The 22,789-nt window shown below is 73.1% G+C and carries 29 protein-coding genes; 11 read left to right on the top strand and 18 right to left on the bottom strand.

Annotation, left to right across the window (positions count from 1 at the left end; genetic code table 11):
• Positions 1-18 precede the first annotated feature (18 nt).
• From ABIC63_RS11955 to ABIC63_RS11935, 5 genes are read left to right on the top strand one after another with little or no spacing between them, the layout of a single operon-like run.
• Positions 19-1,644, top strand: coding sequence for a nitroreductase family protein (locus ABIC63_RS11955; RefSeq protein ID WP_354319910.1), 1,626 nt, complete (start codon positions 19-21; stop codon positions 1,642-1,644).
• On the top strand, positions 1,641-2,471 hold the full coding sequence (locus ABIC63_RS11950) for an ankyrin repeat domain-containing protein (protein ID WP_354319909.1): 831 nt from the start codon (positions 1,641-1,643) through the stop codon (positions 2,469-2,471). The genes ABIC63_RS11955 and ABIC63_RS11950 overlap by 4 nt, the downstream gene beginning before the upstream one ends.
• Before the next feature lie 21 nt (positions 2,472-2,492).
• The gene (locus ABIC63_RS11945; protein ID WP_354319908.1) at positions 2,493-2,927 is read left to right on the top strand and encodes an ArsC/Spx/MgsR family protein; all 435 of its coding nucleotides are present in this window, start codon (positions 2,493-2,495) and stop codon (positions 2,925-2,927) included.
• A 31-nt stretch (positions 2,928-2,958) separates the two neighbouring features.
• Positions 2,959-3,198 carry an FmdB family zinc ribbon protein gene (locus ABIC63_RS11940; RefSeq protein WP_294368706.1) on the top strand — a complete coding sequence of 80 codons (240 nt, stop codon included), beginning with the start codon at positions 2,959-2,961 and terminating at the stop codon, positions 3,196-3,198.
• 51 nt (positions 3,199-3,249) lie between these two features.
• Positions 3,250-3,687, top strand: a complete 438-nt coding sequence (locus ABIC63_RS11935; RefSeq protein ID WP_354319907.1) for an Ohr family peroxiredoxin — start codon at positions 3,250-3,252, stop codon at positions 3,685-3,687.
• Positions 3,688-3,738: 51 nt separating this feature from the next.
• Here ABIC63_RS11935 and ABIC63_RS11930 read toward each other — a convergent pair whose 3' ends face one another.
• Both ABIC63_RS11930 and ABIC63_RS11925 read right to left on the bottom strand, forming a co-directional pair.
• Positions 3,739-4,020 (bottom strand): DUF6156 family protein, encoded by a 282-nt coding sequence (locus ABIC63_RS11930; protein ID WP_354319906.1) that lies wholly within the window; start codon positions 4,018-4,020, stop codon positions 3,739-3,741.
• A gap of 8 nt (positions 4,021-4,028) precedes the next feature.
• On the bottom strand, positions 4,029-4,196 hold the full coding sequence (locus tag ABIC63_RS11925; RefSeq protein ID WP_354319905.1) for a hypothetical protein: 168 nt from the start codon (positions 4,194-4,196) through the stop codon (positions 4,029-4,031).
• Positions 4,197-4,454: 258 nt separating this feature from the next.
• Here ABIC63_RS11925 and ABIC63_RS11920 point away from each other — a divergent pair, with 258 nt between their 5' ends.
• The 6 genes from ABIC63_RS11920 to ABIC63_RS11895 all read left to right on the top strand — a co-directional run bounded on the left by ABIC63_RS11920 (position 4,455) and on the right by ABIC63_RS11895 (position 11,125).
• A complete protein-coding gene (locus tag ABIC63_RS11920) occupies positions 4,455-5,903 on the top strand; it encodes a cytochrome-c peroxidase (protein WP_354319904.1) in 1,449 nt (482 codons plus the stop codon).
• 53 nt (positions 5,904-5,956) lie between these two features.
• The gene (locus ABIC63_RS11915) at positions 5,957-7,465 is read left to right on the top strand and encodes a hypothetical protein (RefSeq protein ID WP_354319903.1); all 1,509 of its coding nucleotides are present in this window, start codon (positions 5,957-5,959) and stop codon (positions 7,463-7,465) included.
• 66 nt (positions 7,466-7,531) lie between these two features.
• A complete protein-coding gene (locus ABIC63_RS11910) occupies positions 7,532-8,056 on the top strand; it encodes a hypothetical protein (RefSeq protein ID WP_354319902.1) in 525 nt (174 codons plus the stop codon).
• 22 nt (positions 8,057-8,078) lie between these two features.
• Positions 8,079-9,197: an ABC transporter substrate-binding protein gene (locus ABIC63_RS11905; protein WP_354319901.1), complete on the top strand. Its 1,119-nt coding sequence runs from the start codon at positions 8,079-8,081 to the stop codon at positions 9,195-9,197.
• 12 nt (positions 9,198-9,209) lie between these two features.
• Positions 9,210-10,301, top strand: a complete 1,092-nt coding sequence (locus ABIC63_RS11900; RefSeq protein ID WP_354319900.1) for a FecCD family ABC transporter permease — start codon at positions 9,210-9,212, stop codon at positions 10,299-10,301.
• 47 nt (positions 10,302-10,348) lie between these two features.
• Positions 10,349-11,125 carry an ABC transporter ATP-binding protein gene (locus tag ABIC63_RS11895; RefSeq protein ID WP_354319899.1) on the top strand — a complete coding sequence of 259 codons (777 nt, stop codon included), beginning with the start codon at positions 10,349-10,351 and terminating at the stop codon, positions 11,123-11,125.
• Between the two features lie 48 nt (positions 11,126-11,173).
• On the opposite strand, the gene ABIC63_RS11890 is transcribed toward ABIC63_RS11895, so the two are convergent.
• From ABIC63_RS11890 to nifB, 16 genes are all read right to left on the bottom strand, one after another.
• Positions 11,174-11,596, bottom strand: a complete 423-nt coding sequence (locus tag ABIC63_RS11890) for a hypothetical protein (RefSeq protein ID WP_294368733.1) — start codon at positions 11,594-11,596, stop codon at positions 11,174-11,176.
• Positions 11,593-13,224 (bottom strand): flavin monoamine oxidase family protein, encoded by a 1,632-nt coding sequence (locus ABIC63_RS11885; protein ID WP_354319898.1) that lies wholly within the window; start codon positions 13,222-13,224, stop codon positions 11,593-11,595. The genes ABIC63_RS11890 and ABIC63_RS11885 overlap by 4 nt, the downstream gene beginning before the upstream one ends.
• Before the next feature lie 35 nt (positions 13,225-13,259).
• Positions 13,260-13,577, bottom strand: a complete 318-nt coding sequence (locus ABIC63_RS11880) for a 2Fe-2S iron-sulfur cluster-binding protein (RefSeq protein ID WP_294368738.1) — start codon at positions 13,575-13,577, stop codon at positions 13,260-13,262.
• A 207-nt stretch (positions 13,578-13,784) separates the two neighbouring features.
• Entirely contained in the window at positions 13,785-14,633 is an 849-nt protein-coding gene (locus tag ABIC63_RS11875) for an SIR2 family NAD-dependent protein deacylase (RefSeq protein ID WP_354319897.1), read from the bottom strand.
• Positions 14,634-14,644: 11 nt separating this feature from the next.
• The gene (locus tag ABIC63_RS11870) at positions 14,645-15,808 is read right to left on the bottom strand and encodes a DegT/DnrJ/EryC1/StrS family aminotransferase (RefSeq protein WP_354319896.1); all 1,164 of its coding nucleotides are present in this window, start codon (positions 15,806-15,808) and stop codon (positions 14,645-14,647) included.
• A gap of 19 nt (positions 15,809-15,827) precedes the next feature.
• Positions 15,828-16,088 carry a hypothetical protein gene (locus ABIC63_RS11865; RefSeq protein ID WP_294368743.1) on the bottom strand — a complete coding sequence of 87 codons (261 nt, stop codon included), beginning with the start codon at positions 16,086-16,088 and terminating at the stop codon, positions 15,828-15,830.
• Positions 16,089-16,095: 7 nt separating this feature from the next.
• Positions 16,096-16,311, bottom strand: coding sequence for a putative nitrogen fixation protein NifT (nifT, locus tag ABIC63_RS11860; protein WP_294368747.1), 216 nt, complete (start codon positions 16,309-16,311; stop codon positions 16,096-16,098).
• 33 nt (positions 16,312-16,344) lie between these two features.
• A complete protein-coding gene (locus ABIC63_RS11855; RefSeq protein WP_502935867.1) occupies positions 16,345-17,439 on the bottom strand; it encodes a cysteine desulfurase family protein in 1,095 nt (364 codons plus the stop codon).
• A 118-nt stretch (positions 17,440-17,557) separates the two neighbouring features.
• Positions 17,558-17,950, bottom strand: a complete 393-nt coding sequence (locus ABIC63_RS11850; RefSeq protein ID WP_354319894.1) for a DUF3024 domain-containing protein — start codon at positions 17,948-17,950, stop codon at positions 17,558-17,560.
• An 8-nt stretch (positions 17,951-17,958) separates the two neighbouring features.
• A complete protein-coding gene (locus tag ABIC63_RS11845; RefSeq protein WP_354319893.1) occupies positions 17,959-18,294 on the bottom strand; it encodes a nitrogen fixation protein NifZ in 336 nt (111 codons plus the stop codon).
• Positions 18,291-18,683: a nitrogen fixation protein NifZ gene (locus ABIC63_RS11840; protein ID WP_354319892.1), complete on the bottom strand. Its 393-nt coding sequence runs from the start codon at positions 18,681-18,683 to the stop codon at positions 18,291-18,293. The genes ABIC63_RS11845 and ABIC63_RS11840 overlap by 4 nt, the downstream gene beginning before the upstream one ends.
• Complete coding sequence (locus ABIC63_RS11835; RefSeq protein WP_354319891.1) at positions 18,676-19,485, bottom strand: 4Fe4S-binding leucine-rich repeat protein; 810 nt, start codon at positions 19,483-19,485, stop codon at positions 18,676-18,678. Before ABIC63_RS11835 ends, ABIC63_RS11840 begins: the two co-directional genes overlap by 8 nt.
• The gene (locus ABIC63_RS11830; protein ID WP_354319890.1) at positions 19,482-20,066 is read right to left on the bottom strand and encodes a hypothetical protein; all 585 of its coding nucleotides are present in this window, start codon (positions 20,064-20,066) and stop codon (positions 19,482-19,484) included. Before ABIC63_RS11830 ends, ABIC63_RS11835 begins: the two co-directional genes overlap by 4 nt.
• A gap of 34 nt (positions 20,067-20,100) precedes the next feature.
• Entirely contained in the window at positions 20,101-20,511 is a 411-nt protein-coding gene (locus ABIC63_RS11825) for a HesB/IscA family protein (RefSeq protein WP_294368762.1), read from the bottom strand.
• 281 nt (positions 20,512-20,792) lie between these two features.
• Positions 20,793-20,987 (bottom strand): 4Fe-4S binding protein, encoded by a 195-nt coding sequence (locus ABIC63_RS11820; RefSeq protein ID WP_294368764.1) that lies wholly within the window; start codon positions 20,985-20,987, stop codon positions 20,793-20,795.
• Between the two features lie 61 nt (positions 20,988-21,048).
• Entirely contained in the window at positions 21,049-22,641 is a 1,593-nt protein-coding gene (gene nifB / locus ABIC63_RS11815) for a nitrogenase cofactor biosynthesis protein NifB (protein ID WP_354319889.1), read from the bottom strand.
• Between the last annotated feature and the right edge of the window lie 148 nt (positions 22,642-22,789).

The following is a 22,789-nucleotide window of genomic DNA, read 5'->3' as shown; positions in this document are numbered from 1 at the left end:
CCTGCGCGCGAGACCCCCATGCCCCTCCTGGCCTACCACGCGCGCACCAAGCACAGGCCGCAGCGCTACGCGGCCGGCCCCGAGACGCTGGACTGGGACGCGCAGCCCGACCCCTTCCGCCGCTATGCCGGCGCCCCGCAGGTGGCGCTGCCGCTGCCCGCGGCCCGGCGCCACACGCCCTGGGCCGCGCTCTTCGCGCCCGGCGCCCTCCCGCCCGCCGCCCCCACCCTGGAGAGCCTGGGCCTGCTCTTCGAGCTGAGCCTGGCGCTGTCGGCCTGGAAGCAGGCCGGCCCCGACCGCTGGGCCGTGCGTTGCACACCCTCCAGCGGCAACCTGCATCCCACCGAGGGCTACCTGCTGGCGCGCGGCGTGGCGGGCCTGCCCGACGGCCTGCACCACTACACCCCCGAGCTGCATGCGCTGGAGCAGCGCGCCAGCCTGGCCGCTGCGCCCGGCACGGCCCCCGCCCTTGCGGTGGGCCTGTCCTCCATCCACTGGCGCGAAGCCTGGAAGTACGGCGAGCGCGCCTTCCGCTACTGCCAGCTCGATGTCGGCCATGCGCTGGGCGCCCTGCGCTACGCCGCCGCCCTGCTGGGCTGGCGCCTGCACGACCTGCGCCCCGGCCACGAGGCCATCGCCCGCTGCCTGGGCCTGGACCGGCCCGGGGACTTCGGCGACGCCGAGCCCGAAGAGCCCGAGCTGCTGCTGGCCCTGGACTTTGGCGCGCCGCTGGAAGCGCACTGGCACGGCCTGGACGACTGGCAGGGCCGCGCCAACCGGCTCGACGCGTACCCCATGTACCGCTGGCCCGTGATCGGCGAAGCCGCCCGCGCCTCGCGCGCGCAGGCCGCACCGCCTGCGCCGGCCAGCAAGGCCGCGCCAGGCGTGGCAGCCCCTGCGCCGACCGCAGTGCAGAGGGCCCAGACGGACGCCGAATCGCTGATCCGCCGTCGCCGCAGCGCGCAGCGCTTCGACCCTACGGCCCGGCTGCCGGCGCAGCGGCTCTGGTCCCTGCTGGGCGCCCTGCAGCCCCGCCATGGCGACACGGCCGTGCTCCCCTGGGATGCCCTGCCGCAGCCGCCCGCCGTGCAGGCCGTGCTCTTTGCCCATCGTGTCGACGGGCTCGCGCCCGGCGCCTACCTTCTGCCCCGCGGCGCCGATGGCGCTGGCGATGACGCGCCGCCCGCGCTGCACGCCGCCCTGCCCCACCTGGACTGGCAGCGCGTGGAGGCGGCGCCGCTGCCCCTGTGGCGCCTGGCCCTGCACGACGGCCTGCCGGCCGCGCTGCGCACCCTCAGCTGCCACCAGGCCCTGGGGGCGCACGCGGTGTTCGTCATCGCCCTGCTGGCCGACCTGGCCCCCTTGCGCACCGAGCCCGCCCGCTACCGCGCCCTGCTGCGCGAGGCCGGCCTGGCCGGCCAGGTGCTGTACCTGGAAGCCGAGGCTGCCGGCCTGGCCGGCACCGGCATCGGCTGCTATTTCGACGACGAGGTGCATGCCCTCGTCGGCCTGCCAGCCGAGCCCATCGCCGGAGCGCAGTGGCAGGTGCTCTACCACTTCAGCGTCGGCCGGGCCCTGCACGACGAGCGCATCCGCACCGAACCGCCCTATCCCCACCGAAGCCCTGCCTCCCCGCCGCCATGACCGGACAACGCACCTACCGCCGCATCACCGCCGCCGAACTGCCCGCCTGGCGCGAGCGCCATCCCCAGGCGCTGGTGCTGGACGCCCGCGACGCCGCCCACCACGCCCAGGACGCCCTGCCCGGCGCGCTGCGCCTCAGCGGCGACAACCAGGACGCCCTGCTGCTGCGTACCGACCGTCGGCGGCCCGTGTTCATCTACTGCTACCACGGCCGCGCCAGCCAGACCTGGGCGCAGATGTTCGCGGACTTCGGCTTCACCGAGGTGGTGGACCTGATTGGCGGCCACGCAGCCTGGCTCGCCCGGCCGCGCGCCGTGGCGAGCCCCGCCGACGCGGAGGCGCCCCCCCCGGCCGCGCCCGCCCGCCCGGTGGCCCCGGCGCTGGCCGCCTGGCTTGCGCAGCAGGGCCTGGCCGGCCCCGAAGCGCGCGGCGCTCATGGCAACACGCCGCTGATGCTCGCCGCCTGGCGCGGCGAGGCCGAGGCGGTGCAGGCCCTGCTGGCCCACGGCGTGGCGCTGGACGCCACCAATGCCGACGGCAACAACGCCCTGTGGCTGGCCTGCGTGCATGGCGAGCCGGCGCTGATCGAGCGGCTGGTGCAGGCCGGCGTGCCGCTGGACCATGCCAACAAGGTCGGCGCGACCTGCCTCATGTATGCCTCCTCCGCCGGCAAGACCCTGGTGCTGCGCACCCTGCTCGCCCTGGGCGCCGACTGGCGGCCCCGCACGCTGGACGACTTCACCGCCCTGGACATGGCGGCCAACCTCGAATGCCTGCAGCTGCTGCGCGAGGTCGAACGCCGCGCGCGGCCCGCGCTGGCGGCCTGAGAAGCGGTGAACGAGTACGCCATGGCCCACATCGTCTTCTACGAGAAGCCCGGCTGCGGCGGCAACGCGCGCCAGAAGGCCCTGCTGCGCGGCGCCCGCCACACGCTGGAGACCCGCGACCTGCTCGCCTGGCCCTGGACGGCCGGGACGCTGCTGGACTTCCTGGCGCCGCTGCCGGTGGCCCAGTGGTTCAACCGTGCGGCACCGCGCGTCAAGTCGGGCGAGGTGGTGCCCGAGGCGCTGGGCGCCGACGCGGCCCTGGCTCTGCTGCTGGCCGAGCCGCTGCTCATCCGCCGCCCGCTGATGCAGTGGGGCGACACCCGCATGGTGGGCTTCGACACGCAGCAGGTGCACGACTGGGTGGGCCTGGGACCCAACGCCCCGGCGCCCGCGGCCCTGGAAGGCTGCGCCGCCGCGCCCCATGCCTCCGGGGGCTGTCCCGCCCCGTCACCCTGAGATCCATTCCTTCTGCCATCTGGAGCGCCCCATGCCCCTCTACGACTACCACTGCAGCGCATGCGGCCACGGCTTCGAGGCGCTGGTGCGGGCCGGCGCCACGCCGCCCGCCTGCCCTGCCTGCGGCAGCGCCGCCGTGGACAAGGCCCTCTCGCGCATCGCGCCCGCCGGCAAGATCGAGGCGATCCGCATGTCCAACCGCCGCGCGGCCGCGGCGGCCGGCCACCTGAGCCACTTCAGCCCGGCCGAGCGCAAGAAGCTGCTGAAGTAGCAGTGGACGGCAGCGCCGCAGCCCCATCCATCGACGACAAGGAACAAGGCCATGGACATCGTCTACAAGACCACCATGCTCACCCAGGGCGGCCGCAGCGGCCAGGTGCAGAGCGAGGACGGCGGCTTCAAGCTCAAGCTGGCCGTGCCCACCGAGATGGGCGGCCCGGGCGGCGCGCCCAATCCTGAGCAGCTTTTCGCAGCGGCCTTCGCCGCCTGCTTCGAGCATTCGGTGCGCCACATCGCGCGTGCCGACAAGCTGCCGCTGCGCGGCTGCTATGCGGAGGCCACGCTGTCGATGTACGTCACCTTCGAGGGCGCCTACCGCATGGCCCTGAGCCTGACGCTGTTCATGGCCGGCACGCTGGACCAGCCCACCGCCGACAACCTGGTCGAGCGCGCGCGGGGCATCTGCCCCTATGCAGACGCGGTCAAGAACAACATGACGCTGAACGTGAAGGCCGTGCTGGACACGCCGGTGGCGGCCTGAACAGCCCGCCTCACCTCTCGGGAGGCGCGGCTGCGCGCCCCTGCCCCTCTTTCAGCCCAGCACCAGCTCGCGCGGGGCTTCGCCTTCCTCGCTCACGGTCACGCCCGCCAGGGCGCCGTCGGCGGCCCAGCGGTAGTCGTGGCGCATCTCCACCGCGCCGTACACCAGCTTCTCGATGCACAGCGGTCGGCCGGCTTCGTCGTAGCTGGCGCGAAAGCAGGTGTTGCGGTGGGCAATGGCCTCGGGCGGCAGCTCGCCCACCAGCCGCAGGGGCAGGCCCCGCCCGCTGTAGCTGCTGAAGTAGAGCAAGCCGGACTGGGCGGACTCGTTCATGGCATCCCTCAATCCGGCGTCATGTCCGGCTGCAGCAGCACCTCGTCCGGCTGGCCACCGCCGGGACTGAACAGCTCCACGCCGCCCAGCGGCGAATAGCCGCCGTCGCCCTCCAGCAGCACCGTCGCCTGTGGTGGCAGGCGGTGCAGGGCTTCGATGAGCTGGAGCACGTTCATGGTCGGGCAGGCGCGGGCAGGCGATGCCGCTGCGGACTGCAAGGCGCATGCCGCGCCCCTGCGCAGCCGCTGCACGCACGAACACCGGCCGGCGACCGGGGAGCGTGCCCGGCTCTGTCGCAAAGCCGACCGGCGCTGTCCGTTCTGTCGGCTTCGCGGCACGCAGACCGCCTTGAATCCGCCCTTCACGGCACCTGACGGGATGGCACACGGGTTGCTAACGCTATGTAGTCGAGAACATATTGGATTGCTCCCACCATGCCCGCTTCGCGTCTGCGCATCGCCCTCCTGGGCAGCCTGCTGGCCCTGCTGTGTTCCGCCTGCGGCGGGGGCGGTGGCGTGGGCAGCGGGCTGGCGCTGCTGCCGGGTGCCGCCAGCGGCACGGCGGCGGACAGCGGCACCTCCTCCACGACAGGCTCCCCGGCCACGCCCGCCACCGGCCAACCCACGGCCGCCGTCGACCTGGACGCCGCGCTGCGCGCCCAGCTCTCGGCCAACGGCATCGTCGCCCCGGCCCGGCCCGTGGTGGACGCCGCCCTGTTCGCCCTGGGCCAGAACCTCTTCTCCAGCACCCTGCTGTCGGGCAACCAGAAGGTCGCCTGCGCCAGCTGCCATGCCACCGGCAATGCCGGCGTGGACGGCCTGGCCCTGGGCATCGGGGTCGACGGCACGGGCAGCCCGCCCACGCGCAGCGGCACACCGGTGATCCATCGCAACACGCCGGCCCTGGTCAACCACGGGCAGGGCAACCGACGCTTCCTGTTCTGGGACGGCCGGGTGGCCGTGCGGGCCGACGGCGGCTTCGACACACCCGCGGGCAATCGCCTGCCCGCGGGGCTGCGCGACGTGACGGCCGCGCAGGCGCTCTTTCCGCTGATCTCGCGCACCGAGATGCTCGGTGCCTACGACCCCGCGGATGGCAACGCGCTGGCCGACCTGGTCAGCGACGACGCGGTGGAACACAACCCGCAGCCCGTGTGGGACGCGCTGATGCAGCGGCTGCGCGCCAACGCCGGCTTTGCCGCCCAGCTGGCTGCGGCCTACCCCGGCATGGCGCCCGCGGACATGGGCATCGCCCAGGCGGCCAACGCGCTGTCGGCCTTCCAGGCCCAGCGCTGGTACGAGCTGGGCAGCGGCAACCGCCTGATCGCCTACGCCTCCGGCACCGGCGACCTGCCGGATGCCGCCAAGCGCGGCGGCCTGCTCTTCTTCGGCCAGGCCCGCTGCGCCCGCTGCCACACGGGGCCGCTGCTGAGCGACCAGCAGTTCCACAACCTCGCCGTGCCCCAGCAGGGCCCCGGCTTCGGCAGCGGCGCCGCGCAGACGCCGCCGCGCGACCTCGGCCGCTACGAGACGAGCGGGCTGGACGCGGACCGCTACGCCTTCCTCACGCCATCGCTGTGGGAGGTGAAGAACACCTTCCCCTACATGCACGACGGCGTGTACGCCACGTTGGAGCAGGTGGTGCGCCATCACCTGGATGCCGCGGGTGCGGCCAATGCCTTCCGCTGCCCGGCCACTGCGGCCGTGGCCGGCAACCCGGTGCCCTGCCAGGACAGCCGCAACGCCCCGGCCCTGTACGCCGACATGCTGGCCCGGCTGGCACCCGAGATGCGCACGCCGGTCGCGCTCACCGACACCGAGCTGGCCGACCTGCTGGCCTTCCTGGACGTGCTGACCGACGGCAACAACACGGCGACGCGCTGACGCGCCTGTCCCGCCCCGCCCTTCCCTTCTCCACTCCCACCCGCCCCACCGCCATGCACCACCGACCCTTCGCCCTGCGCCTTCCCTCCCTGCTGCTGGCCAGCCTCGTCCTGGCCGCTGCCTGCGGCGGGGGTGGCGGGGACGGCGCGGCCTTCGTTCCGGCGAGCGCGCCGGCATCCACCGCATCCCCCGCAGCCTCCGCCACCAGCAGCACGCCGGCGAGCACCAGTACCCCGTCGTCTCCCGCAGCCACGCCGCCGGTCACACCCGCGATGAGCTTCGACGTGCAGGCCGCGGGCAGCCAGAGCCTGATGCCGGCAGACCCCAGCACCGCGCAGGATCCGACCAACCCCGCCAACAGCCCCTCGGGCACGACGCCCTACTTCGTCGCCCGCACCGGCATCACGGTGGACACGCTCAAGGCGCTGATGGCCGATGCCACCACCTTCCCGGTGGCGGAAAGCCCGGTCACGGTGAAGGTGGGCAGCGACAGCTACACCGGCTTCCGCCTGGCGGACGTGGTGGTGCGCGCCACCCGGTTCCGACCGGCCGACTACAACACCGGCGCCTTCGGCGTCACCACCGCGGTGATCGCCAGCGGCGCGGGCGGCGACAAGGCCGTGTTCAGCTTCACCGAGCTGATCCGCACCACCAACGGCAACGCCACCGTGGTGGCCTACCTCAAGAACGGCGCCACCCTGCCCGATGCCGAAGGCCGCATGGCGGTGCTCGCCGCCAACGACACCGACCCGGCGCTGCGCAAGGTGGCACGCCTGCAGACGATCGGCGTGCGAAACGAGTACGCGGCCACCAGCTACACGCTGTCTTCCCCCGCCTTGGCCGCGGCGGTGACGCCCGACGCCATCGCCTTCCAGGTGAGCGGGCGGGTGAAGCGGCCCATCGCCGTTACATCGCCGGCCCTGTCCACCAGTTCCAGCCAGGGCTACTACGCCGTCACCATGGTGGGCGACAAGGACGCCGCCAGCCTGCCCACCTACTACTTCCACACCTACGGCCCGCGCCACACGGTCTACCTGTGGGGCCAGGGCGTGCGGCTGACCGACGTGCTGGACGCGGCCGGCCTGGAACTGCCGGCGCAGAAGAACCGCTGCTTCGTGGTGCTGACCAGCGCCAACAACCAGCCGGCGCTGTTCTCGTGCGGCGAGCTCTACAACTCCGTGGTGGGTACCGGCGGCGGCAGCCCCGGCAGTGCGAACCGCAGCCGCCACCAGGGCGTGCTGCTGGTCACCGACGACCTGCGTGCGGGCTCCGGCAACAACATGATGATGAATTGCTGGGTCAGCCTGGACAACTGCACCAAGACCAACGGCACCGACCCCACGACCTACACCAGCGCCATGGACGCCAACGGCGACAAGGTCAACTACATGTCCGTGGCGCTGGTCTCCACCGAGGACGCCCAGCCCTTCATCCCCTTCGGCCGCTGGTATCCCATGCCCGCCACCTGCGCCAGCACGGTCTGGCAATGCAATGCCTGGATCGACGTCGGCGAGCGGCTGCAGCAGAACATCAAGAGCCTGGCCGTGTACTACGCCGACTGACCCGTGCCCGGGCGCGCGTCATTCCGCTTTCACCGCTTTCCCTGCCATCCCCACCAGGAGTGCACCATGAACCCCCAGCCCTCATCCCCGGCCTGGCCGGGCCCCGGCCCGATGTGCGGACATGGCCTGCGGCGCACCGCGCCGCCGCCACGGCCACAGGTCCACATCGGCGGCTGGGTCCGCCGGCCCGTGGCCCTGGATGCCCAGGCCCTGGAGGCCATGGGCGCCGAGGACGTGCCGGGCTTCGTCGTCCGTTGCACGCTCGACGGCGCGCACGGCGGTCCGCGGCCCATGCGCGGCGTGCCGCTGCGCCGGCTGATCGAGCATGCCGAGCCCGCCTTCGGCGAGCGCCCCGACTTCAAGCGCACGGCCGTGGTGGCCGAAAGCGCGGACGGCTACCGGGCCCTGTTCTCGTGGGGCGAGCTGTTCCACACGCAGGTCGGCGAGGGCGTGTACCTGGCCTTCGACTGCGCCCGCGCGCCGCTGGACGCCCACACCGCCCCCTTCGCGCTGCTGAGCCTGCACGACACCCACACCGGCCCGCGCTTCGTGCGCCAGTTGGCGTCGGTGGACCTGCACCGGCTGTGGTGAGACCCTGGCGAAGGACCGTTCCATGCCCCGCATCGACCTCTCCCGGCGCCTTCGCGGCGCCGCCGCCATCGCCCTGCTGGGCCTGTCCACGCTGGCCGGCGCTGCACGCGCCGTCGAGCTGGTGGACGACCTGGGCCATCGCCTGGACCTGCCCGCGTCCGCGCAGCGCGTCTACGGCAGCGCGCCGCCCTTCATGGTGCTGCTGGCCAGCCTGGCGCCCGAGCGCGCCATCGGCCTCAACTTCGCGCTGCCGCCCGGGGCGGCGGCGTATGCACCCCCCGGATTCGCCGCGCTGCCCGTGCTCGGCGGCGTGGCCGGGCACGGTCTGCTCGCCGACCCCGAGGCCCTGATCGTCCTCAAGCCCGACCTGGTCCTGGGCTGGCACTTCAGCCTCTCCAACGACGAGGAGACGCTGGCCCTGGGCCGCCGCACCGGCGCTCCGGTGCTGATGCTGCGGCTGGAGCAGCTGACCGACTGGCCGCGCGCCTATGCCCTGGCCGGTCGGGCGCTGGGCCTGGACGAGCGCGCCCGCCTGCTGGGCGACTACATCCGCGACGCCCTGGCCCGCGTGCAGGGCGCGGTGGCCGGCGTCCCGCCCGCGCACCGCGTTCGGGTGTACTACGCCGAGCAGCCCGACGGACTGGCCACCGAATGCGACCAGTCCTTCCACGCCGAAGCCATCGCCCTGGCCGGCGGCGTCAACGTGCACCGCTGCCTGCAGTCCTCCGTCCAGGGCCTGGAACGGGTGAGCCTGGAGCAGGTGATGCAGTACGACCCCGACGTGATCGTGGTGCAGGAGCCGGCCTTCATGGCCCGCCTGCAGGAAGACGCGCGCTGGCGCGGACTGCGCGCCGTGCGCGAGGGCCGCGTGCACCTGGTGCCGCGGCTGCCCTTCAACTGGATCGACCGCCCGCCCTCGGCCACGCGCGCGCTGGGCATCCAGTGGCTGGCAGGCCTGTTCTATCCGCAGCGCTTCTCCTTCGACGCGCAGCAGGCGGTGCCGGCCTTCTACCGGCTCTTCTTCGGCATCCCGCTCGATGCGCAGCAGGTGCGTGCGCTCATGGCGGCCTCGTCGTCCGCGCCGGCCGAGGCGCCGCCCCACATGCACCATGGCGGCATGGCGGCACCGTCCAGGCCATAGCCGCGTGCTGCCATGTTCACCGGCTGGACCCATGAGGACGCCGTGTGCGACCCGCAGGCGCCCGAGGGCGCGGCGGCCCGTCGCCCTGCATGGCCTGAAGCCGGCGCGCCCGCGGCCTGTGCCGCGCTGGCCCTGGCCGCCGCCCTGTTCGCGCTGGGCAGCGGGCGCTACCCGCTACCGCTCGCGGACGTGCTGCGGGGCCTGGGCGCGGCCCTGGGCCTGGTGCAGCTGCCGGACGCGCAGGCACAGCTGCTGCACCGGCTGCTGATCGACATCCGCCTGCCGCGCGTGCTGGCGGCGCTGGCGGTGGGCGGGGCGCTGGGCCTGTCGGGCGCCGCCTACCAGAGCGTGTTCCGCAATCCGCTGGTCTCGCCCGACCTGCTGGGCGTGATGGCGGGCGCCAGCGCTGGTGCCGCCCTGGGCCTGGTGGCCGGCTGGCCCTGGCCTGTTGTGCAGGGACTGGCCTTCGGCGGCGGGCTGCTGGCGGTGGGCCTGGGCGTGGCCATCGCCCAGGCCTTCGGCGGGGCCACGGTGCTGATGCTGGTGCTGGGCGGCATCGTCAGCGGCGCCCTGTTCACCGCCCTGCTCTCGCTGGCCAAGGTGCTGGCCGATCCCTACAACCAGCTGCCGGGCATCGTCTACTGGCTGATGGGCAGCCTGGGTCACGCCGGCCTGGGCGAGCTGGCCCTGGCCGCGCCCCTGCTGCTGCTGTGCGCGCTGCTGCTGTGCCTGGCCGGCCCCTGGCTGGACGCCCTGGCCATGGGCGACGACGAGGCGCGCAGCCTGGGCCTGCCGGCCCCTGCGCTGCGGCTGGCGGTGATCGCGCTGGCCACGCTGCTGTCGGCACTCACCGTGGCGCTGGCCGGCATGATCGGCTGGGTGGGCCTGGTGGTGCCGCATGCGGCGCGCCTGCTGGCCGGCCCGAGCAACGCCCGACTGCTGCCGGCCTCGGCCTGCCTGGGCGCTGCCTTCCTGGTGGGCTGCGACAGCCTGGCGCGCAGCAGCCTGCGCGCCGAGGTGCCGATCGGCATCGTCACGCAGCTGCTGGGCATTCCGCTCTTCCTGGCCGTACTGGGCCGGGCCCGCCGGGGCTGGAACGGATGACGGCGCCGACGACGCAACCGCAACCGCCCAAGCCGACGCCGCTGCCCGTGGCCGTCCCCGCCGCCCGCCGGGACGCGGACGCCGCCGGACGCGATGGCGGCGTGGTGCTGCAGGCCAGCGGCCTGCGCTGGTCCCGGCGCGAGGGCCTGTGGGGCCCGCGCCGCGAGGTGCTGCGCGGCGTGGACCTGCAGGTGGCGGCCGGCGAGGTGCTGGCGCTGATGGGTCCCAACGGCGCCGGCAAGAGCACGCTGCTGCGCCTGCTGCTGGGCCTGCTGCCGCTGCAGGCCGGCATGCTGCAGCTGGAAGGCCGGCCGCTGGCGCAATGGACGCGCCGCGCGCTCGCGCGCCGCATGGCCTACGTGCCGCAGCAGCACGAGCCGCCCTTTCCCTACACCGTGCACGACGTGGCCGCCCTGGGTGTTCTGCCGCATGCCGGCACGCCGGGTGCGGCCCGGGCGCGCGGGCGCATCGGCCCGGTGCTCGCGGAACTGGGCCTGGCCGATCTGGCGCAACGGCCCTACACCCGCCTGTCGGGCGGACAGCGCCAGCGGGTGCTGATCGCCCGGGCGCTGGTGCAGGGCGCCCGCCTGCTGCTGTGCGACGAACCCGACAGCGGCCTGGACCCGGGCCAGCAGCAGCGGCTGCTGCAGATCCTGCGCGGTCTGGCCGCGCAGGGCCGTGCCGTCGTGCTGTGCACCCACCACCCGGCGCATGCGCGCGCCATCGCCGGGCGAACGCTGCTGCTGCGCGACGGCCGCGTCATGGCCCAGGGCAGGACGGAACAGGTGCTTGCGGACGACTGGATGCGACGGACTTACGGGTAGCGTCCCGGGCCGCTTCGCGGCGCGCGCGGGCCTGCCGCCGGGGTCGCGTCAGGGCACCATCTGGAACAGCTCGGGCTGCCCCTGCCGGTACACGCGCAGCCACAGCAGCGTGGCCGGCAGCACGGCCTCGCAGCCGAAGGCCAGGGCCTCGTCCAGCGCCGGCCCGGGCGGAAGGGCCAGGCGCTGCGCGAGCGACTGCCAGCCGTCCCAGTCCAGCTCGGGCATGCGGGCGCGCACGCCCGGGGCCAGGGTGCCCAGCGCCGCCGCCATCTGGCCCAGCAGGCGCTGCACCTCCTGTCGGGTCAGGCGAGAGCGCAGCAGCTCGTCGCGGGTCAGGCCCTCGACGAGCGTGGCGATGCCGGTGCCGGCCTGCTCCACGATGCCCAGCAGGGCGCCGGTCTCGATGCCGCCGCCCGCGGCCTGCACGCCCTCTTCGGGCACGGCGCTGGAAGGCCCCGGCGAAGCGTTCATGCCAGGCACTCCCCCGCGGCCTCGGCGGCGGCGCACAGGCGCGCGTTGAGCTCCAGCGCAAAGGCCTGCCAGGCCGCCGCCAGCGCGCGGGCGATGGCACGCCGGTCCTCGTCGTCGGGCCGGTGCTCGTGCGGCAGGTTGGACAGCGCGCAGGAGCGCGCGTTGAAGCCCAGCGCCTCGTCGACCAGCGACTGGCTCCAGCCCGAGAAGGCGGCCAGCAGCGGCGGTGTGAGCGGATGCCGCCCCTGCGCCGGCACCCCGGCCTCGGCCGCCAGCACGGGCAGCAGCGCGTCGAGGCAGGCCAGCGCCTCGCCGTAGCACTGCTCGGCACTCGCGCGCAGGGCGCGGGCGCTCAGGCCGCCCTGCAGCTCCGCGCCCGCGGCCGTGCCGGACAGCATCCGCACCAGATGGCGGCGGTAGTGATCGGGGCCCTGGGCGCGCAGGCCCTGCACGGCCTGGCAGAAGGCGGCGACGGCGGCCGGCGCGTCCACCGCCGCAGCGAAGACGGTGCCATCCGGCTGCAGCAGCTGGTGCGAAACGCGTTGCGCACTGTCCAGCGCGCCTTCCATGTGGCCGGCGCCGTGCAGGGCGGTCTCGGTGCCGGCGAAGAACAGGCGCCCGCCCCACCAGGGTTGGCGCAGACGCGCATCGGCGTGGGGAGGTTCAGCGGGGCCGCCAAGGTCGGCCTGCGCACAGGTCCAGGGCTCTTCGGCCCAGTCCTGCAGGTGAAGCTCGCCGTCCTGCGCCTCGGCGCCGTAGAGCTGGCCGAGCTGGCTGTGCACCAGCAGCGGCAGGCCGCGGCGAAAGTCCTGGCGCTGCTGCGCATCCAGTGCCACGAAGCCGGCCAGCGCGCCCTGCGGCCCGGTGCCGGCGTCGAACACCTCGCCCAGCACGGCCTGCGGATGGCGCACGAAGGCATTGCCGGAATGGCCGGCCTCGCGCCAGAAGGGCCGGCCGAAGGCGCTCGCCGCCTTGGCCTGCGTGGCCATCCAGGTGGGCACGGCCGCCAGGGCATCCGCCACCGCATCCGGCAGGGCCGGCACGAAGCGGATGCGCTCGGCGGCCAGCCTCGGCGGCAGGGCCAGCACCAGCTGCGCGACGTGCAGGCGCTGGCCATCGGCCAGTTGCAGCAGCACGCCGCCGCCTTCCGCCCGGTGCACTTCGCACACCGCGGCCGTCAGGCACAGGGCCTGCGGCGGCAGGGCGTCGGCCAGCGTCTGCGCCAGCCGCGCGCTGCCGCCCTCGATGCGGCGCGCGCCCTGGTGCACCTGGCCGGGGGCGGCATCGTGCCGTTCGGGGGCGCGCTCGGGGTCGTCCAGCCAGAGCGCGTCGCCCGGGTCGTGCTGGGGCGCGCTGGCCAGGCCCAACTCGGCCAGCAGCGCCACGACGCCGGGCTCGGTGGCGGGCCAGAACCACGCGGCGCCCAGGTCCAGCGGCTGGCTGGTGGCGGTGCTGACGCGCGTGAGCAACCGGCCGCCGATGCGCTCGCGTGCCTCCAGCACGCGGACCTGGCGGCCGGCCAGGTGCAGGCGGCGCGCCAGCGCCAGCCCGGCCAGGCCGGCGCCGACGATGGCGACGTCGCAGAAGAGAGGGCCGGCAGCGCCAGCCTCGGAAGTCCTGGCGTGCATGGCAGTCAGGGATGACAGACGCCCAGGGGCGGGACTCAGACGAAGCTGAGCACTTCCACCGTCACCGGCTGGTCGCCCAGCACGGCGCGGCAGGCCAGGCGCGACTTGGCGCCGACGCCGACGATGGCGTCCAGGCGCTCGTTCTCCTCGCGCGTGGTCTTCGACAGGCTCTTGCGGCCTTCGAGCACGAAGAGGTGGCAGGCGTCGCTGCACTTGGCGCCACCGTCGCATTCGTGCGTGAGCACGCCGGCGCGGCGCAGGGCCTCCAGCAGCGTGATGCCAGTCTCGGCGTCGAAGGTCTTGCCGCTGGGCATGACGGTGAGGGGAACGGTGGTGGTGACGGTGTCGCTCATGGCGGGTCTCGTGGTGGTGGTGGTGAAAAAGGGATGGCTGGACGCTCAGAAGGTGTGAATGAATCCGGCGTGGCCGAGCGGACTGCGAAAACGCGGCCAATCAAGGCGCAAAGCGCAGCCATAGCTCGGGCTATGGCGAGCATTTGCAACGCAGAGTGGGCGTGTTTTGGCAGGACGAGCGGGCATGACGGGTTCGTTCACACCTTCTCAGGCCGCCAGTGCCGCAGGCGCCAGGGCCTGCACCAGCGCATCGGCGAAGTCCGGCAAGGGCATGGCGATGCGCTCGATGCCCTGCTCTTCCAGGAAGCGCGCCTCCATGCGGGTGGGCGGCTCGGGCAGCACGGCCCAGTGCCGGTCGCCGGAGCGCTTCATGATCTGCCGCGCGAAGCTGCGCGTGAGCTGGTCGTCGAAGCGGCAGCCCACGAACAGGAAGCCGCGCCCCGCGCGCTGCTGCTGCACGATGGCGGGGATGGGCGTCTGGATGTCGATCTCGGTCAGCACCTCGACGTAGTCGCTGTCGGAGACCAGGTAGTTGCTGGCCGGCCGGCGGCTGCCGATGGGTTGGTAGAGCACGCGGACAGGCTCGGCGGGCAGCTCGGCCAGGTGCTCGCCATCGTCGGCATAGACGCCCGTCCACTGGCCGAAATGTTCGGACTGCGACAGGCCCTGAATGCGCACCCAGCCGCCCTCGGGCCGGGCCATGGTCAGCGCGCGGCCGAAGGTGTCGTCGTACCAGGTGTCGATCCACAGGGGCGCACCGCTGGCGGCCAGCGCCGCATGCAGGGCCGAGGGCTGCGGCGTGCCGGCGAAGGCCTCGTCCATGATCGACACCAGCGACTTGCGGTGCTTGAAGTTCTCGATGAACTGCGCCGCCTGCGTGAGCCGCTTGCGGATCTTGTGCGGCACGCTGACCTTGGCGGTCATGATCTCGGCCAGGGCGAGCGAGGTGCCGGGCACCTTCGCGTCGTCGCACAGGGCGAGCATGCCGGGGCCCATGTAGGGAATCAGCCCACCGGCGTCGAGGCGGCGGGCGAGGTCGTGGATCAGGTCGGTCATGGGTGTCCTCTTCAGAGATAGATCGCCGCTCCGGCACCCACGTTGGTGGCGGTGTCCTTGAGCGTCTTGACGATGTACTTGACCTGGTCCGCGTCCAGCTGCGTGTGCAGGGGCAGCGCCAAGGCGCGGTCGCCGATGCGGTCGGTGTCGGGCAGCACGCCGCGCTTGCGGCCGATGGCGTCGCCCGCGTTCATGTAGAAGAACTGCTGGTGCAGCGGATGGCTGTAGGCCGCGGTTTCGATGCCGCAGGCCGCCAGGTCCTCGATCATCTGGGTGCGGGCGCTGGCGGTGAAGCGCTTGCCCAGGTGCACCACGTAGAGCATCCAGTGCACCTCGTCCACGTCCTCGCCCAGGTAGGGCGGCTTGATGCCCTCGAAGCTCTGCATCTGCTCGTGGTACCAGGCCTCCACCTGCTTGCGCACGGCCAGCCGGTCGTCCAGGCCCGCCAGCTGCGCCAGGCCCAGCGCCGCCGTGAGCTCGCTCATGCCGGCCTGCAGCGGCACGCGCGCGCCCACCGACACCGAACCCCGGTCGGACAGCCGGCGCTGGCGCAGGTAGCGCAGCTCGTGCGCCAGGCGCTCGTCGTCGGTGACCAGCATGGCGCCCTCGCCCGTGCACAGGGCCGAGGGTGCGGAGAAGTCGAACACCGCCACATCGCCGAAGCTGCCCACCGCCTGGCCGCGGTAGCGCGAGCCCAGGGCCTCGGTGCTGTCCTCGATCAGGGCGATGCCGTGCGCCGCGGCCAGCTCGCGCAGCGGCCCCCATGCGGCGGGGTGGCCGTTGGTGTTGCCGGCCAGCAGCGCGCGGGTCTTCGGGCCGATGCGCGCCGCCGCCTTCTCGGGGCTGAGGCAGCCGCTCCAGTAGTCGATGTCGGCGAAGACGGGCGTGGCCCCCGCCAGCGTGATGGCCTGGGCGATCTGGTGCCAGGTGTGGGCGGCGCACACCACCTCGTCGCCTGGGCCGATGCCCTGCGCCCGCAGCACCATCCACAGCCCCAGCGTGCCGCTGGCCACGCCCACCGCGTGGTCGCGACCGGCCCAGCCGGCAAAGGCCTGCTCGAAGGAGGCGAGCATGGGGCCGTCGCCCCAGCGGGCGGCCTCGAGCACGGCGTTGACCAGCTCGATCTCGCGCGGGCCGCAGTCGGGTTCGGCCAGGCCGATGGCTTCCATGTCCATGGCGGTGCTCCTGCGAGGTTCAGCTTTGCGTGAGGATCAGCACCGTGGCCTCCTCGGGCCGGGCGGTGACGTGCCAGCAATGGCCCTGGCTGGCGGCCAGGTAGACGTTGCGCGCGCCCAGCTGCAGGGCCGGCGTCTCGTCGCGCATGTCCAGCGCATCGACCACGATGGCGCGCACCTCCGGATGGCGGGCGCGCCAGAGCGCCGCGGCGTCGCGCACTGTCGGCGCTGCGCCCACCACCTCGCAGGCCGTGCGCAGTTGTTCGCTGGTGAGGGCCATGGCCGCCTCACTCGTCCGCGGCGATGCGGCGGGCTTCCACCGTCACCGGCAGCGTGGTGCCCTCGGGCATGGCCGGCAGGTCCAGCTGCCAGCCGTTGCCCAGCGTGACCAGGCCGCCCCATAGGCCGGGCTGAACCATCGACACGATGGGTTCTTCCAGATCCTTCTTGGGGACATAGGCCGAGAGCAGGCCCTTGCTGTCTTTGCGGATCATGACTTTCATTGCGGTGCTTTCTCGGTGGATGCAGGAACGGGTTCAGGCCGGGGCCTCTTCGAGCAGGGGGCGCAGCAGGCGCGGCAGGCCGGCGAGCAACGCATGGATGTCGTGCGCCTGGCTGCCCTGGCCCAGCGACAGGCGCACGGCGGCCAGGGCCTCGTCGGCCGGCACGCCCATGGCGCGCAGCACATGCGAGGGTTCGCTGCCGCCGGAGGAGCAGGCCGCGCCGGAGGAGGCGGCGATGCCCAGGCGCTCCAGGCGCTGCAGCAACACCTCGGCCGACAGGCGGCCCACGCGCAAATAGCTGGTGCCCGGCAGGCGCGGCAGGCCGCGGCCCCACACGTGCACGGCGTCCGGCAGCGCGGCCATCAGGCCGGCCTCCAGCGTGTCGCGCAGGGCGGCCTGGCGTGCGGCCTCGGCCTGGATCGCCGCGTCGTCGCCCAGCCGCTCCAGGGCGGCGGCCAGGCCCACGATGCCGGGCAGGTTCTCGGTGCCGCCGCGCCGGCCGCGCTCCTGGCTGCCGAGGGTCTGCGGCGCGAACGGCGCACCCTGGCGCAGCAGCAGCGCGCCCACGCCCTTGGGGCCGTGGAACTTGTGGGCCGAGAAGGAGACGGCGTCGGCACCGCAGGCATCGAAGCCGAAGGGCAGCTTGCCGACGAACTGGGTGGCGTCCACATGCAGCCGCGCGCCTGCAGCGCCGGCCAGCGCGGCCACCTCGGCCACGGGCATGAGCAGACCGGTCTCGTTGTTGGCGGCCATCAGAGACACCAGCGCCACGTCGGGGCCGATGCGTTCGGCGGCGGCCTGCAGGTCGAGGCGGCCGTCGGGCAGAACGGGCAGCAGTTCGACCGGCACGCCGGCCTCGGCCAGGGCCCGGGCCAGCCGCAGATGACCGGCATGCTCGATGGCGCTGAACAGCACCCGCGTGCGCCCGACGGGCGCTGCGGCCAGCAGGCCGCGCACGGCCAGGTGGTTGGCCTCCGTGGCGCCGCTGGTGAAGATCACCTCGGCCGGCTTGCTGCGCAACACCCGCGCCACCGTGGCGCGGGCGGCGGCCAGCGCACGCCGTGCGTCCTGCCCCGGCGCATGCTGCGACGAGGCATTGGCCCAGAGCCGCTCGTAAACGGGCCACATGGCGGAGAGCACCTCGGGTGCCGGAGCCGTCGTGGCGTTGTGGTCCAGGTAGATCGTCACTGACAACCTCCGGCTTCGCCTGCGGTGCGAGCGCCCTTCGGAACGGCCGGGCGGGCGCTCATGGCCAGTACACCCGTTCGGTGTCGGCGCACAGCTGCGCCAGCAGTTCCGGCAGCGGCGCGGCCGGGCCGGGTTCTGCCCAGCAGCCAGCGGCATGGTCGCGGGCCTGCAGCTGCCACAGGGCCTGGCCCCTGTGCGCGAGGGCCAGGCCGGACGCATCCGCTGCGGGCTGCAGCCGGGCGATGTCGATCACGCCGCCGTTTGCATCCACGTTGCGCGAGCAGCAGGGGCTCTCGATGCGGTAGCCCGGGCCGTCGGGCAACACGCTCGGGCGCACGTAGCGGTAGCGCGCCCGCTCGCGCAGCGCCCGCTCCAGGCGGTGCAGGAGGAAGTCGGCCACCCCGCCACGGGGCGGTGTCGGGCTCTCGGGCATGGGCAGGCTGCAGGCCATGGATGGGCTCAGGGCTGCGGGGTTGCCTCGGTGGAGGCGGCCTCGGCGGGACCATCGTCCTCCGGCAGCAGGCCGGCCGGCGCGGGCGCGATCTCTTCCTCGAAGCAGCCGACCACGCGACGGCCGAACTCGACCAGGTAGATGGGCTCGTTGGTCTCGGTGGAGTGGCCGATGTTGACGATCTCGCCCACCGCGCCCTGCGGCGCCAGCACGGCGCCCTCGTCCAGTTCGGGATGGCTGCCGTCGTTGAGCAGGTCGTCCAGCGCCACCACGCGCAGGCCCCAGCCGTATTCGGGCGCGCGGGGTTCGGCGAAGGCGGCGACGTCGGCGGGCAGCGTGTTCATGGGGCGTTCTCCGGAAGGGACGAGGGGTCGGTGTGGCCTGTGGGCTGCTGCGGGCGGCCGAGCGCGTGCAGGGTCTGGGCATCCACGCCCAGGCGGGCCAGCACGTCCTCGGGCAGGTGGTCCAGCGTGCACAGCTCCTTGGCGCGCATGCCCACGCGGTGGCCCGTGTCCACGAAGTCCACCGCGTAGATGTAGAACTGCTGCAGGAAGGTGTTGATGCTGGTCACGTAGCCGATGTCGCCCTTGTTGACCAGCACTTCACCGATGTCCTTGCCGTTGTAGGTGCCGTCGTTGCGGATCACGCTGCGGGCGATGACGCGCTCGCCGTAGTTGAAGCGGGGCGGAAAGGCGACCTCGATGAGGTCGTCGTCGCGGTTGATGTCAGCCATGGGCAGCTCCCTGGGCCGGCGCCTGGGCCAGCCGGTCGATGGCGGCGCGGCGCACCTCGGGGTCCGCGTCGTCCAGCAGGCGGCGCACCGCCTCGGGTGCGGCGCGCAGGGCCACCTCCCAGCGCACGCGCCAGTCCTCGTCGTCCACCAGCCGCGCCAGCAGCGGCGCGGGCAGGCGCTCGGCCACGATGCGGCGCACCTCGGGCTCGGCATCGCTGGCCAGGGTCAGCAGGGCCGGCATCTCCAGCCTCTGGGCGACCCGCATGCGCACGCTGCGGTCGGTGTCGTGCGCCAGGGTGGCCAGCAGTGCCAGCGGCAGGCGGCGGGCGACCAGCTCGCGCACGCCGTAGTCCGGGTCGTGGCGCATGGCGGCCAGGGCGCTGCCTTCGAGCCGCTGCGCGACGCGGATGCGCACCTCGCGGTGCGGGTCGTGCATCAGCCGGATCAGCTGGCCCTGGGGCAGGCGCAGGGCCACCTGCAGCCGCACGGTCTCGTCGGGGTCGCCGATCAGCGCCGTCAGCCGGAACAGGCTGGCATGGCGGGCGGCGATGGCGCGCACCTCGAAGTAGGGATGGGCCAGTTCGCCATCGGCCAGTCCCGGATGCCAGCGGAAGAAGCGGTCGATGCGGCGCGCATAGGCATCCTGCATGCAGGCGTGGCCGGGCTCGCAGCCGTGCGGCTCGGGCCGGCCGCGCAGGGCCTGGTGGGCGCAACGGCCGCAGTCGACGGGACCGCCGCGCCAGTACAGCGGCGCGATGTCGCCGGCGGGTGCGCGCGCGGCCGGGCTGGCGGCGTTGGTCACGGACGTGCCTCCGGCCCCCAGCCGTAGGCGGGATAGGCGCCAGGCCCTTCGGCAGGGTCGATCAGGCCGGCGGCCAGCGCCTCGTGCCGCTGCAGCACATGCGCCAGCAGGGCGCCGCCGACGCGGTCGCCCGGGTCGAGCCGGCGCAGCTCCCCAAGCATCAGCCGGGCCTCCTCCAGCTCGCCCAGCCGCAGGTGGAGGTAGGCCAGGCCCTTGAGGGTGAAGAGGTAGAAGCGCACCGCGGCGTCGTGGCGCGCCTCGTCGTCGGTGGGCGGCCGGTCGCCGAAGTCGGGGCCGAGGGCGGTGCGGGCGACGGCGAGCGCGTCTTCGCCCGCCGCCTTGGCGCGCTCCAGGTCGTGGCCGTAGAAATGGAAGCGGTAGAGCGCAATCAGCGGGACCGGATGGCGCGGTGCCAGCGCGCGGGCGCGCTCCAGCAACGGCAGTGCCTGCTCGGGCCGGTGGCGCAGCAGGCCGGCGCTGGCGATGAGCGCAGCAGGCTCGGCCGGCAGGCCATGGCCCAGTGCCGAATCGGCAAATGCGGCCATCCCGCCATCGTCGAAGCCCAGCCCCATGGCATTCATCGCCGCTGCTCCGCTGCCTTGCGCCGGCCCATGCTCAGTGCGTCAGCGTGACCGGGCGGCCACGGCCGATGGAGCCCACGTCGATGCGGGCCACGCCGGGCGGCGTGGCGGCGGCATCGCCACTGCTGCTGCAGGCGCAGGGCGCCTGCTTGGGGTCGATGAAGGCCAGACCCGACTTGGTGGGCGTGTCCACGAAATCCATGGTCACGCCGTCGAGCAGCAGCCGGCTTTCGGCGGGCAGGAACAGGCGCAGGCCCTCCCCCACCTCCAGCACCGACTCGCCCGGCTGGGGCGCGGCCTCGGCGCTGAACTCCGAGTTGAAGCCCGAGCATCCGCCGGCGCTGACGACCAGCCGGAAGCCCGCCGTGGCCGGCAGGCCCGAGAAGCGCAGGATGCGCCGCACGAACTTCTCGGCGGCGGGCGTGAGGGTGAGGCTGGGAACCATGGTCAAAGGTCTCTGTGGTGGATGAAGAAAAAAGGACAGGCGACGTGGGCGCGCGCGCAACGCACAGGCCGCGCCGATGCGCCGGCAAGACCGCGGCAAGCGTTATCCGCACTGCCCGCACTACCCGCAGCACCCGCATCGCCGGCACCACGCGCACGACCCGCATCGAAAGGCCGCGGAGCAGGCCACGCCAGCGACCGCCGCGGAACCGGCTTTGCCGGGCCGCAGGCAGTGCCCCCCCTTGGGGGGTTGGCGGAGCGCGAAGCGCGCAGCCTGGGGGGTTAAGCCTTCGTTATGCAGCCGTCCACGGGGCACACGGCGATGCACTGCGGCTCGTCGTAGTGGCCCTCGCACTCGGTGCACTTCTTGGGGTCGATGACGAAGATGCCGCCCTTCTCGCGGATGGCGACGTTGGGGCATTCGGGCTCGCAGGCGGAGCAGCCGGTGCAGGTGGAGGCGATGATCTTCAGCGACATGGCTTTCCTCGTGGATTGCTAGCTAGTGGGGGGGTGGATGAAGCGGCGTGCGGCGCCTCGCTCAGGCGGCCTGCGCCGCGGTGTAGGCACCCTGACGGATGGCGGCGTCGCCGCGGTCCTGGTGCACCAGCGCGCCGCTGGCGATGCGGGCGCGGTAGTCGTTGAACCAGGCCAGCGCCGCCTTCTCGATGAACTCGCCGACGTACTGATCCACCGGCTCGATGCCGGCGGCCGACAGCTCGTCCTTGGGGCAGGCGCCGATCTTGGCGACCAGCACGGCATGGCAGTCGTTGATGGCGCGCACCACCGACGGCAGCTGCTCGTCGTCGCCGAAGCCGCCCTGGCAGTACAGGTCCACCCGGCGGTGGCCGACGAACAGGGCCTCGCTGCGGCTGACCTCGAAGATCTGGAACTCGGTCACATGACCGAAGTGCTCGTTGACGCGACCGCCACCCTTGGTGGCCACGGCCACGAGCACCTTCAGGTCGTCGGCCACGCCCAGGTTGGCGGCCTCGGCGAGGGCTTCCTGCTTGGCATCGTGCTGGGCCTGGCGCTCGGTTTCCACCTTCTCCTGGTAGGCGCGGCGGCGGTCGAGGTCGTACACGACCTCCATCTCCTCGATCTTGTCGAGGGTGAATTCCTCGCTGCGGTCCTCGCCCAGCAGGCCCACCGCGTCGGCGCGGCACTGGCGGCAGTGGCGCATGAGGTTGGCGCCGCCGGCGCAGGCGTCCTGCACGGCCTTGAGTTCCTGGGCCGTGGGGCCGCGCTGGCCGGTGAGGCCGAACACGGTGCCGTGCTCGGGCTCGGAGATCAGCGGCATGATGTTGTGCAGGAAGGCACCGCGCTTCTTCACCTCGCGGTTGACCTCGATCAGGTGCTCGTCGTTGATGCCGGGGATGAGCACCGAGTTGATCTTGGTGAGCACGCCGCGGGCGGTGAGCATCTCCAGGCCCTTCATCTGCTGCTCGTGCAGGATCTTCGCGGCCTCGTAGCCGGTGACGCGCCTGTGCTTCCAGAAGATCCAGGGGTAGATCTTCTCGCCCACCGCCGGGTCCACCATGTTGATGGTGATGGTGACGTGGTCGATGTTGTACTTGACGATCTCGTCCACCTGCTCGGGCAGGGCCAGGCCGTTGGTGGACAGGCACAGCTTGATGTCGGGCGCCTGCTCATGGAGCATGCGCATGGTGTCGAAGGTCTTGGCCGGGTTGGCCAGGCTGTCGCCGGGGCCGGCGATGCCCAGCACGGTCATCTGCGGGATCTCGCTGGCGACGGCCAGCACCTTCTTGACGGCCTGGTCGGGCGTGAGCTTCTGGCTGACGACGCCGGGGCGGCTCTCGTTGCTGCAGTCGTACTTGCGATTGCAGTAGTTGCACTGGATGTTGCAGGCGGGCGCCACGGCCACGTGCATGCGGGCATAGTGGTGGTGGGCCTCTTCGGAATAGCAGGGATGGTTCTTGACCTTGTCCCAGATCTCGGCAGGCATGTCGTCCGGCCCGCCCGAAGAGCCGCAGCTGGCCTTTCCTTCGCCCCCGTGGGTGCCGCAGCCCCCGCCCGCATCGGGCAGTTCGAACTTGGCGCCGAGTGGCTTGATCTGCCCGATGCCGACGTAGGTGGTGGCGGGCATGGTGCTGGCTGGGCTGGCTTGCTGCATGGATGGACCTCGCGGGATGGCGGCCCGACTTGGCCGCGTACGGGGTCTCTACTGCCAAAAACATGCCACGCGGTTGTGGCGCTCCAGCGTTGGGTTTCACGCGGTTTCGCGTTGGTTTTGGAGCGTTTGTCTGGCGGGGTTGCGACAG

Origin of the sequence: Pseudacidovorax sp. 1753, assembly GCF_040544975.1 — a bacterium.
Classification (GTDB): Bacteria; Pseudomonadota; Gammaproteobacteria; order Burkholderiales; family Burkholderiaceae_C; genus Xenophilus.
This window is presented reverse-complemented; position numbering and strand designations above follow the sequence as displayed.

Excerpts from the sequence above, each read along its gene's own strand:
- ABIC63_RS11955 (WP_354319910.1), top strand. The coding sequence starts at position 19 with ATGCCCCTCCTGGCCTACCACGCGCGCACCAAGCACAGGCCGCAGCGC.
- ABIC63_RS11950 (WP_354319909.1), top strand. The coding sequence starts at position 1,641 with ATGACCGGACAACGCACCTACCGCCGCATCACCGCCGCCGAACTGCCC.
- ABIC63_RS11945 (WP_354319908.1), top strand. The coding sequence starts at position 2,493 with ATGGCCCACATCGTCTTCTACGAGAAGCCCGGCTGCGGCGGCAACGCG.
- ABIC63_RS11940 (WP_294368706.1), top strand. The coding sequence starts at position 2,959 with ATGCCCCTCTACGACTACCACTGCAGCGCATGCGGCCACGGCTTCGAG.
- ABIC63_RS11935 (WP_354319907.1), top strand. The coding sequence starts at position 3,250 with ATGGACATCGTCTACAAGACCACCATGCTCACCCAGGGCGGCCGCAGC.
- ABIC63_RS11930 (WP_354319906.1), bottom strand. The coding sequence starts at position 4,020 with ATGAACGAGTCCGCCCAGTCCGGCTTGCTCTACTTCAGCAGCTACAGC.
- ABIC63_RS11925 (WP_354319905.1), bottom strand. The coding sequence starts at position 4,196 with ATGAACGTGCTCCAGCTCATCGAAGCCCTGCACCGCCTGCCACCACAG.
- ABIC63_RS11920 (WP_354319904.1), top strand. The coding sequence starts at position 4,455 with ATGCCCGCTTCGCGTCTGCGCATCGCCCTCCTGGGCAGCCTGCTGGCC.
- ABIC63_RS11915 (WP_354319903.1), top strand. The coding sequence starts at position 5,957 with ATGCACCACCGACCCTTCGCCCTGCGCCTTCCCTCCCTGCTGCTGGCC.
- ABIC63_RS11910 (WP_354319902.1), top strand. The coding sequence starts at position 7,532 with ATGAACCCCCAGCCCTCATCCCCGGCCTGGCCGGGCCCCGGCCCGATG.
- ABIC63_RS11905 (WP_354319901.1), top strand. The coding sequence starts at position 8,079 with ATGCCCCGCATCGACCTCTCCCGGCGCCTTCGCGGCGCCGCCGCCATC.
- ABIC63_RS11900 (WP_354319900.1), top strand. The coding sequence starts at position 9,210 with ATGTTCACCGGCTGGACCCATGAGGACGCCGTGTGCGACCCGCAGGCG.
- ABIC63_RS11890 (WP_294368733.1), bottom strand. The coding sequence starts at position 11,596 with ATGAACGCTTCGCCGGGGCCTTCCAGCGCCGTGCCCGAAGAGGGCGTG.
- ABIC63_RS11885 (WP_354319898.1), bottom strand. The coding sequence starts at position 13,224 with ATGCACGCCAGGACTTCCGAGGCTGGCGCTGCCGGCCCTCTCTTCTGC.
- ABIC63_RS11880 (WP_294368738.1), bottom strand. The coding sequence starts at position 13,577 with ATGAGCGACACCGTCACCACCACCGTTCCCCTCACCGTCATGCCCAGC.
- ABIC63_RS11875 (WP_354319897.1), bottom strand. The coding sequence starts at position 14,633 with ATGACCGACCTGATCCACGACCTCGCCCGCCGCCTCGACGCCGGTGGG.
- ABIC63_RS11870 (WP_354319896.1), bottom strand. The coding sequence starts at position 15,808 with ATGGACATGGAAGCCATCGGCCTGGCCGAACCCGACTGCGGCCCGCGC.
- ABIC63_RS11865 (WP_294368743.1), bottom strand. The coding sequence starts at position 16,088 with ATGGCCCTCACCAGCGAACAACTGCGCACGGCCTGCGAGGTGGTGGGC.
- nifT (WP_294368747.1), bottom strand. The coding sequence starts at position 16,311 with ATGAAAGTCATGATCCGCAAAGACAGCAAGGGCCTGCTCTCGGCCTAT.
- ABIC63_RS11855 (WP_502935867.1), bottom strand. The coding sequence starts at position 17,439 with ATGTGGCCCGTTTACGAGCGGCTCTGGGCCAATGCCTCGTCGCAGCAT.
- ABIC63_RS11850 (WP_354319894.1), bottom strand. The coding sequence starts at position 17,950 with ATGGCCTGCAGCCTGCCCATGCCCGAGAGCCCGACACCGCCCCGTGGC.
- ABIC63_RS11845 (WP_354319893.1), bottom strand. The coding sequence starts at position 18,294 with ATGAACACGCTGCCCGCCGACGTCGCCGCCTTCGCCGAACCCCGCGCG.
- ABIC63_RS11840 (WP_354319892.1), bottom strand. The coding sequence starts at position 18,683 with ATGGCTGACATCAACCGCGACGACGACCTCATCGAGGTCGCCTTTCCG.
- ABIC63_RS11830 (WP_354319890.1), bottom strand. The coding sequence starts at position 20,066 with ATGAATGCCATGGGGCTGGGCTTCGACGATGGCGGGATGGCCGCATTT.
- ABIC63_RS11825 (WP_294368762.1), bottom strand. The coding sequence starts at position 20,511 with ATGGTTCCCAGCCTCACCCTCACGCCCGCCGCCGAGAAGTTCGTGCGG.
- ABIC63_RS11820 (WP_294368764.1), bottom strand. The coding sequence starts at position 20,987 with ATGTCGCTGAAGATCATCGCCTCCACCTGCACCGGCTGCTCCGCCTGC.
- nifB (WP_354319889.1), bottom strand. The coding sequence starts at position 22,641 with ATGCAGCAAGCCAGCCCAGCCAGCACCATGCCCGCCACCACCTACGTC.